Raw genomic sequence first — 18390 nt, 5'->3', positions numbered from 1 at the left:
ATGGAAGAGCCCCGTTTCCGCTATCTCTGCTCGTACCGGGCGAGTTTCACCGAACCGCAGCAACAGATCGGCAAAGCGCATTTCGGCAGGCGGATGATCGCTGCCCTGACCGGCGGCGAAGTCGAGGGCGAGCGGCTGCGTGGCCGCGTGATGCCGAGCGGCGGCGACTGGGCGACGATCGACGAATACGACACGCTGCGGCTCGACGCGCGCATCACGATGGAAACGCACGACGGGGCGCTGATCTATGTTTCCTATCGCGGCGTGCTGCGCCCCTTGTCGGCCGCACACAAACATGCGCGTAGCGGCGGCCCGCAAACGCCCGAGGACAGAGCGGAAGTCTATTTTCGTACGACTCCGATGTTCGAAACCGGCGACGAGCGTTACCGGTGGCTCAACGATATCGTCACCATCGGACTCGGCGCCAGCATTGGCGGAGCAGTGCGCTACGATGTCTTTGAAGTGCTTTAGGGACAGGAATCCATCAAACGCCCGAAAGCCGCCGAGCTTGCCCAGAACCGATTTTCCTGGACTGTTGCCTGACGACTGTCGTGGGAGGCCGCTTCAGTCTCTCGGGCGAGAGAACAGTAGTTGAACACACACGCAATGACCGATCTGAGGCCGTCTCCTTTTTAGATTTGGAGCAGAGATAGCGGCCGTCTGCGCGATCCGCTGGCAACGCCGCTAACTTCGCGCGGCGACTCCGGCGCTTGGCCGCCCGGCGGGTCGGGTTCACCGATCATCCGCGATGCAAATCTTTGCCAAACTTTAATGCGCGTCATGCAAGCATGCCGACGAAGGTAGGATCTCGTGCCGAAGACCGAATCGAGCCACGCGTCGGGTGAGGAATCCAATCCGTCATTGAACGGCTGGCTACGCTTTGATCCGAAAACGCGCCATCGGTACGAGATCGAGCACGGCGCCGAGCGCATCGCAGCTCTCCGCGCGGCGATCTACACCGGACTTGTTCTTTACAATGCGTATAATCTCACCAGCATCGTCTTGCTTCACGATATCCTCGGGCTATCGGTGGTACTTCGGGTCCTTCTGGTCACGCCGATTGCCCTCGCGCTGGCCTGGTCGATCCGCCGCCTCCCCTCGCATCGGCGTGAGCCGCTTGTTCTCGCCGCGCTCATGGGCGCATATTTCGTCCCGGTTTTCCTGTTCTGGCTGACCAGCGAACCATTGGGGGCCTTCACCTTCGGGGAGTTTTCGCTCACACTCATTTTCGGGAACATGCTTCTCCCGCTTCGCTTCCGCCATGCCGTCGTTTTCACCTGCTCGGCCTTCGTCGTCACCCTCGTCGCGATCTTTGCCAAGTCCGAGCTGGATCCGATGCTGAGGCTTGCCTTTACCGTTCAAATTGCGACCGCATGCCTCTTCAGCCTCTACGCGAACTACCGCACCGAACGCCGCAGATGTCTGGATTATCTGACCTCACTGCGGGCGCGGCTGGACGCCGAAGCCGCCGAGGCCGCCCGCAAGCAGTTTCAGGACCTGTCGCGGACGGATGCTCTTACCGGCTTGCCGAACCGGCGGCTTCTGACGGAGCGCATGGACGAGTGGTTCAGCGAGGACACACCCATTGCGGTGATGATGATCGACATCGATCATTTCAAGCTTTTCAACGACGTGCTCGGGCACCCGGCGGGCGATGACTGCCTGCGCAGCGTCGCAGCCCTGTTCATCGAGATATCGCAGGGAAGAGATATAGTGTGCGCACGGTTCGGCGGCGAAGAGTTCACGGTCGCGGTGAAGGGCGCCGACGAGCTGACAGCCGCCCGACTCGCACGCCGGATCACCCAGGCCGTCGAGGGTCTGGCTATCGTTCATCCCGGACGATCGGACGGTATCGGCGTCGTGACAGTCAGTGTCGGCGTGGCCTTCAAGCAGGCCGGAAGAGCCGCGTCGCAAGCGGCCACTTTCGAGGCGGCCGATCGAGCGCTGTACGAAGCCAAGCGCAGGGGCCGGAATTGCTTCGTCATGGACCGAAAATTGAGCGCCTCCGCGATCATGACCGGCGCAGGCTAACGCCCAGGTCACTAAGTGCGGTTGGATCTTTTCGAGGGGGCGCAACGCCAGCCGAGGCGTCGATAGTCCTGCTTCTCTTGGCGGATTTGACAGCCCCGGTAGAATGGCAGCTTCGTGCGCCATCTCGCCAGCTATGGTGAGATCGTCGATGACGTCCGCCGCAAGCTCACGATCGAGTATCTGCAGACCACCCGGATGAGTGTCGACGACGTCGCCTGGAAAGTCGGTTTCAGCGACAGCGCGAACCTACGCCGCGCTGTTAGGCGATGGACGGGAAAGACCATAAACGAAGTCCGCGCGGAGCGATAATACGCGATCTTCTCGGATTTATCCCAAGGGACGGTCTCTATTGCCCGAGTTTGGCCGATTGCCGACGATAAGCTTTAGGGTTGGTTGGGGAGAAGCAGTCGTCATATCCCTTGGCGCTGGGAAACAATCCGACGATATTGGATTGGTGGATAAAGCCACTTGCCTGCAGGAACGCGCGAGGCGCGATGAAGCTAAATCTGTCGCTCGGCCCGCCGCGCCGATACCAGGCAGTCAATATTGCGTAGGAACGCCGCGAGAACCGGTGAAGGATTGTCGGCCCGGTACCCCGCAGCTACCTCGATAACCGGCCCGTTCTCGATAAGCGGTCGGCTGACCAGTGAGGCCGGGAGCAGCGCTTCGACATAGGCGGGCAAGAGCGTGACTCCGCGGGTTGATGCGACGAGCGATATACCCGTGGCATAGCCGTCGAGGAAGTGCGTCGGTGTCATCGCCAGCCCGCGTTCGCGAAAATAGCGACGCACGATGTCGCGCAGGACGTGCGGGGTGTCGGAATATCCGATGAAAGACGCGGGATCGATCTCGCGCGGATCAATCTTCGATTTTGCGGCAAGCGGATGCTCGCGCGGCAGGATTACGAGAATCGGCTCATAGTCGATCACCTTGTAGACCACGTTCGGCTGCGGCTCGATCCGCGAAAAGCCAAGATCGATCTCGCCGCGCTGGACCGCCGCACCGATCGCTGGCGAGAAGTCGCTCGTAACGCGAAAGTCCGTCGCTTGGAGTTCGTCGCGGAGCAGGCTCGTGACATGTCGCAACCACTCGACTTCGTGACCCGTGAGAAAGCCGACGGCGAAACTCGCCTTGGCAGGTCGTGCCGCCCGCCGCGCCGCGGCGATAGCTTCGCCTGCCTGAGCAAGGGCGAGCCGGGCGTGGTCGAGGAAAGCGATCCCCGCAGGTGTCAGTGCGATCCCGCGCGGCCCGCGGAGAAAGAGATCGGCGCCGACCTCGACCTCAAGGTCCTTAAGTTGGCGGCTGAGTGACGGCTGTGAGGTATGCAGCCGCTTCTCGGCGGCTTCGGTAAGGCTGCCAGTTTCGGCCACGGCCACGAAATAGCGAAGATGGCGCAGTTCCATCAGCTATGCTTCATAGGCATGGCTGGCCTAGAAGCAAAGTCTTTGTGAGCGGCTATTTCAGAGCGTATCTCAGGGCCACCGAGCATGAGGCACCTGCCTCAGGGGAATGAATAAGCCAAAGCATTATGGGTTGCTGGCGGACGCAATGCCGTTCGTTCGCCGATAGTCATGTGCACTTGATCGTCATCCCTCTCGGAAGATTCGTCCCATGCGTCTTTGCGGCCGGGGGGGCTAATCGCGCCCGAAGACCCCAGTTAGGAGAAGAGCAATGACCAAGATCCTGATCGTCCTGTCCGCCGCCGACACCTGGACCCGCGCCGACGGTTCCAAATATGAAAGCGGCGTGTGGGCCGAATAATTCGTCGTGATGGACGAGAAGTTCATCGCCGAAGGCTGCACGGTCGATATCGCCACCCCGGGCGGCGTCGCGCCGAAGATCGACCCGCACAGCATGAACCCCGACGTCGTCGGCCAGGACAATGTCGATCATTTCCGTGCCTATCTCGACAGCATTGCCGATCGGCTCGCCAGCCCGGTCGTCCTCGCCGATATCGATGGCCGCCGATACGACGCGATCGTCATTCCCGGCGGTCATGGTCCGGTTGAGGATCTTTACAAGGACGCCGACATGGGCCGCATACTCGTCGAGGCCGATCGTGCCGGCATCCTCATCGCCCCCGTCTGCCATGGCCAAGCTGCCCTGCTGGCCACTCGCGAACCTGACGGGAGTTGGCCGTTCGCCGGACGCGCGATGACCTCGTTCAGCGACGAAGAGGAGGTCGAACTCGGGACTGCCGACAACGCACCCTGGCTGCTTGCCGACACACTTCGCAAATCCGGCGCGCGGTATGAAAAGGGCCCTAACTGGGGCGCCCATGTCGTGCGCGACGGTAATCTGCTGACCGGCCAGAACCCGGCCTCCAGCTTGCCACTAGCCGAGGCCGTTCTCGCAGCTCTGCGCTAACCCCTGTTTCAAAGTAGGGCCGGCCACGCGGCCGGTCCCATTTTGTGCCGTCGCAGGATGGCCGCTGCACGAACCGCTCCGCGGATTGGTGCTAGCCTCGATGTAAAGCGGCCCAGCGAGCGCCGCACCTGATTGAACGCGGGCTGCCGCAGGCAGACCCTTTCGGCTCCTTTACCTGAGGAGTCGAACGATGGACGAGCTTATCCAGATTGGCCCGATCAGCCCGCTGCGCCAGCGCCTGATCGACGACATGACCATGCGCCGCTTCTCGAAGGAGACGCAGCGTAACTATCTTCGCGATGTCGGACGGTTCGCGACCTGGCTCGGACGCTCGCCCCACACCGCGAGCGCCGAGGATGTCCGGCAGTTCCAGATCGAGCAGCAACAGGCGGGCGTCCCCGCACCGACGATGAACAGCATCGTGGGTGCGCTGAGGTTCTTCTTCACGCATACCCTCGACCGCCCCGATCTCGCGCGTAAGCTGATCCGCACCAGGCAGGTTCGCAAGATCCCCGTCGTTCTGACCATGGCCGAGGTGAAGCGGCTGCTCGATGCGACCCGCTCGCTCAAGCACCAGGCGGCGCTGTCGGTGGCGTACGGCGCGGGGCTGCGCGTCGCCGAGGTGTCGGCGCTGAAGGTCAGCGATATCGACAGCAAGCGGATGCTGCTGCGGATCGAGCGCGGCAAAGGCGGCCGCTACCGCAACGCCATGCTGCCCGAAGGGCTGCTCCTGCTGCTGCGCGACTGGTGGCGCGCGGGGCGGCAGCAGGGCATCCTCGTTCCCGACGGCTGGCTCTTTCCCGGACAGAGCGCCGCGGCGCCGATCAGCACCCGCCAGCTCTACCGTGTCGTTGTCGAGGCCGCGGAGGCGGCCGACATCGACAAGCGCGTCGGACCGCATACGCTCCGCCACAGCTTCGCCACCCACCTGCTCGAGGACGGTGTCGATATCCGCGTCATCCAGGCATTGCTCGGTCATGCCAAGCTAAACACCACCGCCTTCTATACCCAGGTTGCGACCAAGACGGTGCGGTCGATCATCAGCCCGCTCGACAGGCTCGCGCTCGCATCGCCGAGCGAGGAGGCGGCTGACGGCTGAGGCCGATGCGCGCCTCACTCGAGGTCGCCGACATCTTCCGGGCCGCAGGGCCCGCGTATCGCGCCGCCCATGCCGGGCATCTGAGCCTGCACCAGCTCAAGATCATGTCGGCGATCGAGCATTGCCGCACCGCCGCCCTAGGTGGCCACGTCGAGGCCTGCACCGACTGCGGGAACTGGCGGATCGCGTACAACAGCTGCCGCAACCGGCATTGCCCGAGGTGCCAGGGCGCTGCTGCACGCACCTGGCTCGAGGCCCGCGAGGCCGACCTGCTCCCGGTCGGCTATTTCCACGTCGTGTTCACCCTCCCTGCCGAGGTCGCCGCGATCGCCTTCCACAACAAGGCGCTCGTCTATGACCTGCTGTTCAAGGCCGCGGCCGACACGATGCTGACCATCGCCGCCGACCCCAGGCACCTCGGCGCCCGGATCGGCATCACCGCCGTCCTCCACACCTGGGGCTCGGCGCTGACCCATCATCCGCACATCCACATGATCGTGCCCGGCGGCGGCATCTCGCGCGATGGGACACGCTGGATATCGGCACGCCCGGCCTTCCTGCTGCCGGTCCGCGTGCTCGGCGCCCTGTTCCGCCGGCTGTTCCTGACCCGCCTTCGCGCGCTGCACGATGCCGGCAAGCTCGCCTTCTTTGGCAGCCTCACGCATCTCGCCGAACGACGCGCATTCCTGCGGCACCTCTCGCCGGTCCGCAAAAAGCGCTGGGTCGTTTATGCCAAGGCCCCGTTCGCCGGGCCCGAGGCCGTGCTCGCTTACCTCGCGCGCTACACCCACCGCGTTGCGATATCGAACAGCCGCCTCCTCCGGTTCGACGAAGCCGGGGTCACCTTCCGCTACAAGGACTACCGCAAGGCCGGCGCCGGACGGCAGCAGGTCATGACCCTCGCCGCCGACGAGTTCATCCGCCGCTTTCTTCTCCACGCCCTGCCGCGCGGGTTCCACCGCATCCGCCACTATGGCCTCCTCGCCAGCGCCAGGCGCAAGGATCATCTCGAACGGGCCCGCCGCCTGCTCGATGTCGCACCTCCACCGACCGAGGAACCGACCGACGATGCAGAGCCCCGACCGACCTGTCCGTGCTGCGGCGGTACGATGATCATCATCGAGGTCTTCGAGCGCCGCTATCAGCCTCGCGCGCCGCCACCGTCCGTACTCTCATCCGGGATACAGGCGCCGTGACCCGGCACGGCCTGGCGCAGACACGATCCAGGGCGGACCCGCACCTGGAAGCGGACGCGCTCGCGCCGATGCTGCCCAAAAGCAGACGTCGCTCTATCAAAACCGGTCCGTCCGCTTTTCGGCGTCCGCTTTTGCAATCTAAATCCAGACGGTCCGATCTCAGATGCGTCCGATTTTGGGCAGCATCCGTCAGCCCCAGGCCACGCTCAAAACCGCTTTCCCCATAGCTCTCAGCCTATGACCCCCGCGGTTCGGGCATCGAAGACTTTCCGACGCCTATCGGCGTCCGAAACTCTCAACGAAAGCGGACTGACAGCTTTGGAGCCAGATCTTGCCGAAAGGAGACAACCGATGAGGTGGTGTTTCGAATAATTTCCCCGGACAAGAAGAGGCCGAGGTGACGTTTGTCACCCCGGCCTTACTGCAAGCTCGCTTTTCTGACGGGTCGTAAATCAGAAGGCGAAACGCGCAGTTATCCTTGCACCGTGGGTGCTGCGATCCGGCGCCAGCGTGCCCGTGTAAGCAGCGCCAAGCCGGAACGAACCCGCGGCATATTCAAATCCGGCCTCGACCTCGGCCGAGTGTTTCGGAATTGCTGTGCCGAGGATGTCGAACGCCGGTCCCGCAGTCGTGAACCGCGACACGATCGGCGCGCTCCGATCGTTCAGCGCAAGGTTCCAAGCAGCCGATACATAGGGTTGGAAGCCGGGCTGACCGGCGTTGAACTGCGCCCGTCCGCCGAGGCTGAGAAAGGTCGTTTTCTGATCCGCCTTGGCCACCGTCAGCGCCGCGTTGCCGCCCGCCTCCGCGAAAGCATCGCTACCGGTATCGACGTGCGCCAGCCGGGCAAACGGCGTGATAGCCATATTGCCGGTGACGATGTCATAACCGATCTCGCCGAAGACCTGCAGCGTGTCGGCATCGCGCTTCGAAGTCAGCGTTTGCGCGAGCGGCGCAACGCTGATGGCTCGCGTCGTATCGATCTTGTGCCAAGCATAGCTGATCCCGATCGTGCCGCGCAAACCGCCGTCGGCGCCATAGGTGGCGTGCGCCGCGATATATTTGCTTTCGGCATCGGCATGGTCGCCGCGCCCGCCGAAGCGGAAGTCCGAGTTTCCTATACCGGCCGAAAGCGCGGCGGCGAAACCGTTGCCGCCAAAGCCGAAGCCTGCGATCAGCCCGTTATGATCGGTATCCATGGCGAAATTGCCGCGATTAGCATCAAATTCACCCCAGCCGCCGAAAGCCGAGCCCCATACGAAGGCTCCGCCCTCTTCGGGCGCCTTCATCTCCATCAGCGCGTTGCGGAGATGACGGCTATCGTCGGTCAGGCCGCTGATCGTGCTAGCTAGAATTTCGCCCGACAGGTCGCCGAAGCTCGCCTGCGCGCCCGCCGCATTCTGGATAAGAACCGTTTCGTACAGTGGGTTGTCTACGCCAAGCGCCTGAACGGCTGCCGCAACGCTGGCCTGGTTGAAGCCCACTGCGATATCGGCGAAATCGATGTCGTTCCGGTAGAGCGACAGCGTCACCATATTGGCGCTGTAGCGCAGCAACGGGTCGAGAAAGGCCAGATCGGTCGTCACCGAACCAAATGTCCCGGTGATCCCGCCCGCCCCGGTCAGGATGACATAATCGGTTCGCGGGCTATAATTGCCATCCTCGGCCAGAACCGAAACGCTTGCCGTGTCGGCGATCGTCACGGCGCCAGTCGCATCGAGACGGTCGGCCGCTCCCGCAGCATTGACTTCGACCTCATAGATTGAGCCCGCGGCAAACGCGAGGTCGCCGTTGACAGTCAACTGGCCGATGGAATTACCCGGTGCGATCGTTCCGCCGTTTCCGACCGACGTCGTGCCGACAGAACCGTTGCCGCCAAGGGTGCCGCCGCTATTGATCGTGACCGGCGAAATGATTGAACCATTGACCGCGAGCGTGCCGCTGTTGACCGAGGTCGGCCCCGTGTAGCTGCTGTTGCCCGTCAGGTTTAGCGTGCCATCGCCTTCCTTCACGAGGCTGCCATTACCCGAGATATCGCCGCCGAAGGATGTGTCGCCGTTCTGGGCGACTGTCAGCTGGCTATCGCCGATCACGACGTTCGACCCCGCATCACCCTCGAGACCCCCGATCGTCTGGTCCTTACCCGTGATGTCGAGCGTGCCGCCCGCGCCGAGGTCAAATTCGGTGCCGGGATCGATGGTGCCGCCTATGCGCACCGAACCGCCGAGGATGTTCGTCACGCCCTGGAAAGCATAATCGCCCATGAAGGTCAGCGCGCCATCGCCCATCTTGTCGAGGACGCCGCTGCCCGAGAAGGCACCGAGGAAGTCATAGTCGTCCGAACGGTTGAAGACGAAGCGACCGTCGTTGACGATATCGCCGGAGAAGCTTCCTTCGGTTCCGCCGACGCCGAGTTCGAAGAAGCCGTTGCCCTCGGTCTTCACATCGCCTTGGAGCAGTCCGGTCAGCACGAGGCCGCCGTTGGAGACGATCGTGCCGCCGGTGTGCGCGATATTTGCGGTGTCGACCGTGAATACAGCGTCGCCCACGAGCTGCAGTTGTCCGGTTCCGTCGATCGTCAGATCGTCGAGCGCCGATACCGTTTCATCGGCGCCGAAATTGAGGACGAGTAGCCCGTTAGTGCGGACCGCTGGCGTCAGGATCGGCGAGCTTGCTTCTCCGCCAATCTCGACTTCGTTGACGCGGAGTGCGGCGCCTTCATCGATTGTGACGCTGTCGAACGCGCCGACGACGCCCGAGGTGGACCAATAGCCCGCGGCGACACTCAGAGTCTCAAAGCCGCTCACTTCGGTTATTCGTTGCGCATCCGTGAGTTCGAGCATGTCACCGTCGAGCGACAGGCTGTCGGTGCCCGCGCCTGCATCGACGCGCCCTGAAATCGCGCTGCCGGTCCGGAGTGTCACGCGGTCGTCGAAACTGCCAAGCTGGACCGCTATCCCGCCTTCGCCGGTGATCGCACCGGCGTTGTCGAGCACGACAGCACCGCTGTCGTCGCCCCAGACGCCGCGACCGCTGCCCGTGATGGTACCGGTGTTGACGAGAGTCGCGGTTCCGAAATTACCCAGGATAACCCCGTCAGTGGCACCGGTGATCGTCCCGCCGTTTACGATTTCCGCGGTATCCAGAAATCCTGCGACCGCCGCGCCAAAGGTACCCTTTCCCGCGATCGTTCCGCCTGCGGCATTCGTGATCGTGCCAGTCTGCACAATATCGGCCGTGACCTGCAGCCCTTCGATCACTGCACCTGACGTGGCGCCAGAAATCGTGCCGCTGTTGTTGATTGCCGCGGCGTCGGTGACGAGAAGCACCGCACCATAGCCGTTCGTGCCTGTGATCGTTCCCGCGTTGGTCAGCGTGCCATCATAGCCTGTCTCTTGCGCGAGCGCGATGCCACGCTGGATAAGCACCCCGCCCGGACCTTCACCGGTAATGGCACCCGCGTTGTCGACGCTCCCGCCAGCCGACATGATGATACCGAAACGCGTTCCGCTGATCTCTCCGCTCGCGCTGTTCGTGACGGCACCGACGTAGCCAGCAAGCGTCTGGCCGTCGTAGGGATAGATCGAGATGCCGTCGGCAAGCGCGCTGCCCTCGCCGCGGATCGTCCCGCTGTTGCTGACCGTGCCACCGCCGATCAGGCGAACGCCATCGTTCGTTTCGCCAAGAATGGTGCCGCTGTTCGTAACTTGCGTACCGATGGCGATCCCGACAATTGCACCGATGTTCTCGTCGAACTGATAGGCCGTCGTAATGCCCGCGCCGGCGCCTGAAATCGTGCCGCTGTTGGTGACGCTCGACACGGCGGTAGTGATCGTCACGCCCGCGTCGGGAGCGGCGTCAAAGCCGTCATAGGTCCCTCGGCCGCGGATCACACCGGCATTGTTCACGACGAGCGTGCCCGTCGCGAAAGAATAAATGCCTGACGTGCCGCCAGTGATCGTTCCGCCCGCAGCATTGGTGATCGTCACATCGGCGAGCGAACCCTGCGAAATGCCAGCGCCGAAATCGCTGCTGATTGTACCGCTGTTATCGAGGATGGCGCTCGCCATATCGCTGCCGAAACCAACGCCGAAACCATCGCCGCCGCTTCCACCGAGGTCGCTGGTGCCGCGAATGTCGCCCGTGTTGACGACGCTGGCGGTGAGACCGCTGCGATCCTCACTGGGGTCGGTATTGAGCGCGGTTCCCTGGATGTAGACGCCGCCGTTGACGCCTTCGATTTCGCCGGCGTTCACGACCTCGCCGCCGCCGGACAGGATAACTGCGAATCGCTGGCCTTCGATGCGGCCGTTCTCATCGTTGGTTACGTGCGCCGAATAATCCTCGTTGGATTGATCGACATGCGCGAACATCGAGATGCCATCAGTGCCCTGTGCGCCTGGGTTGACGCCGACGATGAAGCCGCTGTTGATAACGCTTCCGCCACCCGCGAGGCGTATGGCATCATTATTGAGCCCGATGATTTCGCCGCTGTTGGTGATCGAAGTATTGACAGCGCGGCCTGTCCCATCGGCCATCGGCGTGGTGACGATCGCATATTGGCCGCCGATGATCCGACCGCTGTTGACGATCGCCGCGTCCGCCGTGGTAATAACGATCGCGTCCTGGGCGCCGGCGCTTATCAGCCCCCCATTGTCAACGATCAGCGAACCTTCGTTCGAACGGATCGCCGTCCCGTTGGCGATAATCTCACCGTCATCATGATTGTGGATGGTGAGCACGCCTGTCGACTGGCCAATGATGGCGGCCGCCTGACCGCTGATGAGCCCCTCGTTCTCGATTAGAGCACTGCTGAGCGCACCGCCCGCAAGGATGCCCAGAAAGCCCTGAACCGTGCCGCTGTTATTGAGAGTGCCGATACGGCCCGTTTGATCCGTATTTGCACCAAGGATGAGTCCAAATGGGCTGACGGTCGGCGTCGCGGGGTTCGGATTACCCGTGCTGCGGATCGTGCCCATGTTGGTAACGGTCCCGCCAACTTGCAGCACGGCGCCGAAGACTTGCCCCTCGATGACGCCGCCGTCATTATTCGTGATCGTGCCGACGCCGGTGACATTGGCGGCGGCGCCCGGGAATTCCGAAATCGACACCCCCGTCCCCATAATTGTGCCGCCCGGGCTGCCACTGAGCCCGGAGATAGTGCCGCCGTTTGTGACGCTGCCACCGCCCACCAGTGCGACACCCGATCCGGCCTCGCCGCGGATCAGTCCACTATTGAACACCTGCGTATTGGCCGCCAGCGGCTCCGGCGGGAGATCGTTGCCATTTGCGTCTTCGCTGAAGAAATAGGTAGTGACCACGCCATTCGAAGCGCCGGTGATCTGGCCGGCGTTGGTGACGGTGGAATCGGGCTGCGCGATAACGATACCACCGCCCGGCCGGCTGTCGATCCCGCCTACGTCGGTACCATTGCCACGAATCGTCCCGGCATTGCCGACGGTGACCGGGCCATTGTCGGCATAGATGCCGATGATATCACCTTCAACAACCTCTCCGATGTCGACTTCGATCTCGAGCCGCTCGGGCTGATCATTATGGACGCCGAACGCATTTTGGGCGGCGGCCGGCATAACATGGAGGATCGAGAAGCCGACGATCGCGCTGGTGGCGAGAAGGCGAGATTTCGAGATGCGTGACATTTTTGAGAGTCCCCCATTGACGGTACAGGCAAGGCAAGAGGTTCGCCGGAGAGCTGTTGGGCTCCCCGGCTCCGTCCACCCCGCGAAAATTGCGTCCCCCGGCCGATCGGGCGACGTCACCCGCGACTTTGTGCGCGATGACTAGAAGCAGGCGCCGCAAAGCGTCTACCCAATGTTTTTTAGGGTAATTTTGCGATGAACGGTTGGCGCTAGCCCTTGCATCGTAGCGACCCGCGCATTTACGGGGACAGAATCACCGGGGGGGTGGTCAAGGCTACACGCACTGGGAACGCCCGTGCGCCTGCGTATAGCGAGGTTATGCATCCAGTCCCCGTCCGGCGCGGGGAGTATCGATGCGAATCCTGTATGCCGTTCTCAGCCTCCTCATCCTTCTGAATGCGCAACCCGCGCGTGCACAGCTCGAAAAGCTGCCCCGGCTCGATCTTCAAGCGGGCGAAGACGCGCCGGGACTCGCGGCTTTTGTTCGTTATGCCGAGCGCCCGGGGGCAACGCGAACACCGCAAATAAGCGCCATTCTTGCCGGTCCGCTCCAACGCATCAAAGGTTCGACCATCCACTTTGGTCCGCCGGGAACGCGTACCGTCGTCTTGCTCAAGGTTCGCAACGCCAGCGATCAACAGGGTAGCTGGATCCTGACGACCGGTCGCGGTTCCCTGAAGCATTTCCGTCTCTATGAGACGGCTGGAGGGCCGCTCGCGCTGATTGTCGACGGCACCGATCCGCAGGTCGCGCGGGATAATTTGGGCACCTATCAGGCGTTCAGCTCCGAACTCGTGTTGGCCCCGTTCCAGGAAAAACTGATAGCAATCGAATTTATTTCCGAAAATTCGACCTACATGCCGCTCGAAATCGAAACCTACGGGACTTTCTTCAAGGAGCGTCGCGCCAACATCTCGATGGTGTCAGGGGTCGTCATCGGCGCACTGACACTGCTGCTCCTCAACTTCCTGTTCTTCTCGATCACAGGATTCAGGGAGTTTCTGTGGCTGGCCGTCGCCGAAGCATTTTTCGCACTGAACACGGTTCATTCCGAAGGCTATATCACCATCTTTTTCCTCTACGATAAGCCGCTCACGGGCGTTGCCGTCGAGGATTTCTTCAAATGCGGATTTGCCGCTGCGATGGCCCAATTTTGCCGGAGCTTCGTCAAGACGGCGAACAATTTTCCGAAAAGCGACTTCGTATTGAAGGCGCTCGTACTGTTCACCATCGCCGTTATGCTTCTTCAGCCCGGACTGCCGCTATATCCACCCGAGTTGCGGTTCTGCCTGCATCTGGCGGCGTGGATCGTCGCGGTCGCCGTGGCCCTCTTTCTTCCCTTCGTCGGCTACGCCGCCATGAGGCAGTTGGGATTCCAGCTCTGGCCGTTATTCGTGGGATGGGCCAGCCTTGCCCTGTTCATTGTCTATGCCGCAGTTGCTTCAATGGGCGTCTTCACATGGCTGCCGATCAACTGGCACCTCGCCGGCCCGGTGGGGCTTTTTGAATCGGTCATGGTCACGCTGGCACTCGGGCTCAATCTCAAAAAAATCCAGCAAGACAAGCTCGTCGCCGACGCAAATTACGCGCATTCGCTCACCGAGCGTCTCATCATCAGCGAGCGGGCAAAGCGCCTGGCGGAAGAAAAGGCATTCGCGCTCGAGACCGTGAACAATCAGAATTCGCTACTCCATTCGTCGGGACATGACAGCCGACAGGTCATCCTCGCGCTCAACAGCGCTGTAGACGTCCTCAAGCGGCAGGACAGAGCCGGTGCGGATATTGCTCTGATCGAGATGCTTGAAAGCTCGGCCGATTATCTGAACGAGATTGTCTCAACGACAATCTCGGGCGCCAACATCGCCGCGAACGATGCCGACTTCATCGCACTTAGCGCTTTTCGCGGTCAGGCGCTCGTTGAGCCGTTATCAATGATGTTTAAGACGCCTTTCGCAAACAAGAAGCTGAAGCTTGACGTCCGTATTACGGATGATGTGACGATCATTTCGGACCGGCCGCTACTGATGCGCGCACTCGCCAATCTGCTCAGCAATAGCTACCAATATACCCAGGAGGGCGGAGCCTGTATCGAACTCGCCCTGGAAAACGGGCAGGCCGTGATCACGATCAGCGACAGCGGCGGCGGAATGCCTGCAGAAGTCGCGGCGGCTTTGAACGGTGGTGCCGTCACGCGAATTCGCGCCAACGAGGCGGCGCCCGGTACCGGGTCGGGCTATCGCTCCGCGAAGCGGATAATCGAAAGGCTGCGAGGGAAGATCAAAATCATCGCCTCAACGGCTGAAGGCACGGAAATTCGTATCACCCTGCCCTCTGCCTATGCCACGACTTCGCCGATCGCCATCGATGAGTTGCAAGCGCGGCTGCGCGGGTGGACGCTTTTCGATTTCGATCAACGAGGCGACTTCGAGCAAAAAATGGCTGCATCGGGAAGCGTCAAGGAACGAAGCATTGCGCTGACCTATGACGACACGACCGTCACGCGCGGTCGCCTCAGCGATCTGGTCGCGATGGTCCTGATCAAACCGGCGTGCCGCGAATTAATCGGACATCCTCTTCTGGCGGAGCCGTTAAAGCAGGTTTAGTTCGTTCGCCCGTTCGACGATTTTACGGTTATGCGGCGCGTCGAGTTTGCGTCGCAGCTCCGCAATGTGAAAGGAGACGGTCGGCGGCGCAATCGCGAGGCGGTAGGCTATCTCCTTGTTCGTCTCCCCCTGCGCAAGATAATGGAGGATCGCCATCTGCCGGGACGAGAGCGCGACAGGCGGCTGCTGAAACTTGCCGAGCGCCTCGCCGATGTGCGGTGAAATATATACCTCTCCGGCCAGCGCCGCATCGCACGCCGCGACAATGTGATCGAGCGGGTCGGACTTACTGACCACTGCCCGCGCGCCCAGCTTAAGTGCCGAATGGATCTCGCCGAGATGCGTCTCGCCCGTCAGGATGATCACCGTCATGTCGCGCGATCCGACAATTTCGGCGAGGACGTTAATCCCGCGAACGTCGGGCAGGTTGAGGTCAAGGATGACAAGATCGACGGCTTGGGACTGAACAAAGGCATTTACCATCGCTCCGCGGTCGAGCGCGCCGACTACGGCGTAGCGATCGAGCGACGCGAAGAGGAACTGGAGACCGCTCTGCGTAATGCGGTGGTCATCCACGATCAGAATATTGTGTTTCATCATCATGCCCGAACGCCGCTCCCCGAGAAGCTTTTCGGCAGTTCGGGCCGTCACCGCAACCCGAATTAATGTGGGGTCCGCTCAAAGGTGACCTCGGCAGCTATTCTACACACGCCCGAACATTTCGGCTGCTTCATCGTCACGCCTGGCCAGCGCTGCGGCGATCCCTGCGTTGTAGGCCAACCGGGATGTCCCGGTCTCTGCCGTGCTTCGGTTCGTCGTGCCTGTCCCAGGAGCATCTCGGCCGTGTCGGCTGGAGGATTAAACATTGCCGCAAGTCGCTGTGCTTCGTCGGCACCCCTTCAGGCGAGGCGAGCGACCGCCACCGTGAACTGTTCGTCCGATGAGTAGTCCTCGAAGCTTTCCAAGCGCCCGCCGAAGTCGAAGCTGACGATTGCGGACAGGCAGCTTTTAGATGGAATGCGAGATAGCAGGAGTTAGGCGTAGTTACCGATTTGACCGCGCCCCAACGTCCGGCCTCCATTGAGGCCAAGCCAGCTGTTGTGGTAGGCTTCAAACAGGAACGCGCGAGCAAGCGCTGCCACACAGGCGGTGAATTACAAAATATTAGGTGGGGTGGCTTGGCGTTGCCATCGTATCGGCTGCGGATTCAGCGGCTCGCTCAAGCGGCGCGCCGAAATCTCAGCGCGCCGCTCAGTGGTCCGTGATTCGAGCACTGACGCGTCCTACTCGGCAGCAGCTGCGTCCGGAGGTGCAAGCAAAGCTTCAGCCACGCCCGCGACACGCGCGCGTGCCAGAAGGTGGCGCTCCCACAAGTCGAATCCCTCGGCGCGCAATTCAAGCTCTTGATTCTTATTGTAAATTCCCTCGATTCCTTTGCGCTTGTGGTTGAGCATCAGCTCGGCGATGTCGTTGTCGATGCCGACCCGCCGTGCATTCGATCGGAAGGTTCGCCTGAGGTCGTGAAAGTGCCACGACGAGATGGCGCCGCCGGCAAACTCTTCCATGCGTGTGTGGACTCGATCGCGCACTTTGAACCATCCCGCACGCTGCGGTCCTTCGATCCGCGGCGACGGAAATAGCCATTGATGATTGGTCTGCGCGAGGCGACGCCCCCACCGGCCGAGCGCCACGACATTTTCCTCATTGTTCTTCGACCGCGCGGGGGGCAGCGTCCAGATGCCGGCAACGACCTCCGTCGCAGGAGCCTCGAAAAGCTCGCTGCGCCGAGCGGCAGTAAGCGAGAGGAGAATAAAGCCGCGCCGGTAGGTCAGGTCTTCATGCACGAGCGCGCGGAAAAGCCACTCAATCTCGTCGTCGGAAATGAAGCGCGTGTTCGCCTTCGGTCCGGTATCGAACCAGTTCGAATTGAGCGTAATCGCCGGATGCTCCTTCAGCATGATGCCCGCCATCCGGCCTTCACGCCCCGCGCACCATTTCAGGAAGCGGCTGAGCTCGCCCGCCATCTTGTTGGCGCGATGCTTCGATGCCTTCGCCTTGTCGTAGACCGCGTCCCAGCAGTCGTCTTCCGTAAGCTCGGCCAGAACCCTGCTCCCGAGCCGCGGCGCGATATCGCGGGCATAGATCGCATCCTTGTCGGCGATTGTTCGCGGCTTCAGCGTCTTGCGGTCACCGCGGTGCATCGCGTCCAAATAAATCGCATGCGCTGCCGCGAGCGACATCGCCAGCGCCTGCTCCATTCGTTGGATCTGGCGCGGGTCCTCGCCGCGCGCCACTGCCTTGCTCAGCGGCGCTGCCCATTCGCGAGCTTCGTCGATCAAATAGTCGGGAAAACATCCCAGAATCAGTTCGACGATTGTCCTGGTACCCGCGATGACACGCTTGAAGCGCCACCGCTTCCGATCGGGCGCCGATACTACAATGGAAAGTCCCGGCACCTCACGGTCGGGCAGCGCGCCGCCTTTGAGCCGATCGATGTGGGAGGGGGTGAGAATCACACTCTTGGTCATGGTAACCTCGGACTGATCGAGGCCATGAAACTCTCGCTATAATTCTCGCAAAAGTTGTGTCTAGGCTGGTCCAAAACTGACGTGTTCTGTCCAGATAGATCACAATAATTCTCGCTAAAATTCGCATGCCTTGGGCCTCGATGAGCGGCAGTAAACTGCCGGAAATGCGAGGTTTGAAGGTGATTCGCGAGTGGTAGCGGAGGAGGGACTCGAACCCCCGACACGCGGATTATGATTCCGCTGCTCTAACCTGCTGAGCTACTCCGCCCCATGGGGCCGCCGTTTCCGGCGAGCCGCGCCTATAGGCAGGCTCGTCGCGCCGGTCAATATCATCTGCGTGCGCCGCGGAAAGAGTGCGCAAAAGCCGCTTCCCATGGCCCGCCGCGATAATGATGGGCGGCGAGTCCCGTGATCGTCAGCGGGCGCGGGCGGAAATCATCGGCGAGCGCCGCGAGCAAGCTGCGCGCTTCGGCGGCGGTGACCTTGTTCTGAACGGTGATGTGGAGTCGCGGCGTCCCCCGGTCCTGCGCGGTGAGCATTCCGGCGAAGTGATCGGCGATCCGTTCACGGATCGCGAGCAGCCCGGGGCTGTCGATGCGAAACGCCGTCCCCTGCCCCAGCGAATAGACCTCGCGCAGCATCGCGGCGGGCGGCGGCGTGTCGGCGGCGATCCGGCGCAGCAAGCGGCCCAGCTCGTCGAGGCACGACGGCGGCAGCTGATGGAACAGCGTGATATGTGCGGCAAGATGATTGCGGTCGGGGGGAAAATGCGCAGTGCGCAGCGCGTCGAAATGGCGCTGATCGGCCGCGCCCATCGTGGCGGTGACGATGATGGGCGCGGCGCCAGGGAACCGGACGGGAGGGAGGTGATCCGGGTCGCTGTCGTCGGGATCGGCTGGGGGAGGC

Annotated in this window: 12 protein-coding genes and 1 tRNA gene; 7 read left to right on the top strand and 6 right to left on the bottom strand. The window is 62.1% G+C overall.

Features of this window, described 5'->3' with window-relative positions:
• The 3 genes from VSX77_RS13820 to VSX77_RS13810 all read left to right on the top strand — a co-directional run bounded on the left by VSX77_RS13820 (position 1) and on the right by VSX77_RS13810 (position 2340).
• On the top strand, positions 1-471 hold the full coding sequence (locus tag VSX77_RS13820) for a DUF3237 domain-containing protein (protein ID WP_338425181.1): 471 nt from the start codon (positions 1-3) through the stop codon (positions 469-471).
• A gap of 339 nt (positions 472-810) precedes the next feature.
• The gene (locus VSX77_RS13815; protein WP_338425180.1) at positions 811-2031 is read left to right on the top strand and encodes a GGDEF domain-containing protein; all 1221 of its coding nucleotides are present in this window, start codon (positions 811-813) and stop codon (positions 2029-2031) included.
• Positions 2032-2145: 114 nt separating this feature from the next.
• Positions 2146-2340: a helix-turn-helix domain-containing protein gene (locus VSX77_RS13810; RefSeq protein ID WP_338425179.1), complete on the top strand. Its 195-nt coding sequence runs from the start codon at positions 2146-2148 to the stop codon at positions 2338-2340.
• A gap of 191 nt (positions 2341-2531) precedes the next feature.
• Here VSX77_RS13810 and VSX77_RS13805 read toward each other — a convergent pair whose 3' ends face one another.
• Positions 2532-3434 (bottom strand): LysR family transcriptional regulator, encoded by a 903-nt coding sequence (locus tag VSX77_RS13805; RefSeq protein ID WP_338425178.1) that lies wholly within the window; start codon positions 3432-3434, stop codon positions 2532-2534.
• A 367-nt stretch (positions 3435-3801) separates the two neighbouring features.
• Between VSX77_RS13805 and VSX77_RS13800 the strand changes: the two genes are divergently transcribed.
• From VSX77_RS13800 to VSX77_RS13790, 3 genes are all read left to right on the top strand, one after another.
• Positions 3802-4398: a type 1 glutamine amidotransferase domain-containing protein gene (locus VSX77_RS13800; RefSeq protein WP_338425177.1), complete on the top strand. Its 597-nt coding sequence runs from the start codon at positions 3802-3804 to the stop codon at positions 4396-4398.
• A gap of 190 nt (positions 4399-4588) precedes the next feature.
• Positions 4589-5497, top strand: coding sequence for a tyrosine-type recombinase/integrase (locus VSX77_RS13795; RefSeq protein WP_338424739.1), 909 nt, complete (start codon positions 4589-4591; stop codon positions 5495-5497).
• 5 nt (positions 5498-5502) lie between these two features.
• Positions 5503-6693, top strand: coding sequence for an IS91 family transposase (locus VSX77_RS13790; RefSeq protein ID WP_338424738.1), 1191 nt, complete (start codon positions 5503-5505; stop codon positions 6691-6693).
• Positions 6694-7145: 452 nt separating this feature from the next.
• On the opposite strand, the gene VSX77_RS13785 is transcribed toward VSX77_RS13790, so the two are convergent.
• On the bottom strand, positions 7146-12353 hold the full coding sequence (locus VSX77_RS13785) for an autotransporter domain-containing protein (protein WP_338425176.1): 5208 nt from the start codon (positions 12351-12353) through the stop codon (positions 7146-7148).
• A 353-nt stretch (positions 12354-12706) separates the two neighbouring features.
• Between VSX77_RS13785 and VSX77_RS13780 the strand changes: the two genes are divergently transcribed.
• The gene (locus VSX77_RS13780; RefSeq protein WP_338425175.1) at positions 12707-14956 is read left to right on the top strand and encodes an ATP-binding protein; all 2250 of its coding nucleotides are present in this window, start codon (positions 12707-12709) and stop codon (positions 14954-14956) included.
• Here the strand turns inward: VSX77_RS13780 and VSX77_RS13775 are convergent.
• The 4 genes from VSX77_RS13775 to VSX77_RS13760 all read right to left on the bottom strand — a co-directional run bounded on the left by VSX77_RS13775 (position 14942) and on the right by VSX77_RS13760 (position 18299).
• Positions 14942-15559: a response regulator transcription factor gene (locus VSX77_RS13775; protein ID WP_338425174.1), complete on the bottom strand. Its 618-nt coding sequence runs from the start codon at positions 15557-15559 to the stop codon at positions 14942-14944. The two genes, VSX77_RS13780 and VSX77_RS13775, sit on opposite strands and share 15 nt — an antisense overlap.
• 680 nt (positions 15560-16239) lie before the next feature.
• Positions 16240-17484, bottom strand: coding sequence for a tyrosine-type recombinase/integrase (locus VSX77_RS13770; protein ID WP_338425173.1), 1245 nt, complete (start codon positions 17482-17484; stop codon positions 16240-16242).
• 191 nt (positions 17485-17675) lie between these two features.
• A tRNA-Met gene (locus VSX77_RS13765) sits at positions 17676-17752 on the bottom strand.
• 61 nt (positions 17753-17813) lie between these two features.
• Complete coding sequence (locus VSX77_RS13760) at positions 17814-18299, bottom strand: 2'-5' RNA ligase family protein (protein ID WP_338427277.1); 486 nt, start codon at positions 18297-18299, stop codon at positions 17814-17816.
• Positions 18300-18390 lie beyond the last annotated feature (91 nt).

Source organism: Sphingopyxis sp. TUF1, from assembly GCF_036687315.1.
In the GTDB taxonomy this organism is placed as follows: domain Bacteria; phylum Pseudomonadota; class Alphaproteobacteria; order Sphingomonadales; family Sphingomonadaceae; genus Sphingopyxis; species Sphingopyxis kveilinensis.
This window is presented reverse-complemented; position numbering and strand designations above follow the sequence as displayed.

Coding starts and splice junctions, on each gene's coding strand:
- VSX77_RS13820 (WP_338425181.1), top strand. CDS start 1: ATGGAAGAGCCCCGTTTCCGCTATCTCTGCTCGTACCGGGCGAGTTTC.
- VSX77_RS13805 (WP_338425178.1), bottom strand. CDS start 3,434: ATGGAACTGCGCCATCTTCGCTATTTCGTGGCCGTGGCCGAAACTGGC.
- VSX77_RS13800 (WP_338425177.1), top strand. CDS start 3,802: ATGGACGAGAAGTTCATCGCCGAAGGCTGCACGGTCGATATCGCCACC.
- VSX77_RS13795 (WP_338424739.1), top strand. CDS start 4,589: ATGGACGAGCTTATCCAGATTGGCCCGATCAGCCCGCTGCGCCAGCGC.
- VSX77_RS13790 (WP_338424738.1), top strand. CDS start 5,503: ATGCGCGCCTCACTCGAGGTCGCCGACATCTTCCGGGCCGCAGGGCCC.
- VSX77_RS13785 (WP_338425176.1), bottom strand. CDS start 12,353: ATGTCACGCATCTCGAAATCTCGCCTTCTCGCCACCAGCGCGATCGTC.
- VSX77_RS13780 (WP_338425175.1), top strand. CDS start 12,707: ATGCGAATCCTGTATGCCGTTCTCAGCCTCCTCATCCTTCTGAATGCG.
- VSX77_RS13775 (WP_338425174.1), bottom strand. CDS start 15,559: ATGATGATGAAACACAATATTCTGATCGTGGATGACCACCGCATTACG.
- VSX77_RS13770 (WP_338425173.1), bottom strand. CDS start 17,484: ATGACCAAGAGTGTGATTCTCACCCCCTCCCACATCGATCGGCTCAAA.
- VSX77_RS13760 (WP_338427277.1), bottom strand. CDS start 18,299: ATGGGCGCGGCCGATCAGCGCCATTTCGACGCGCTGCGCACTGCGCAT.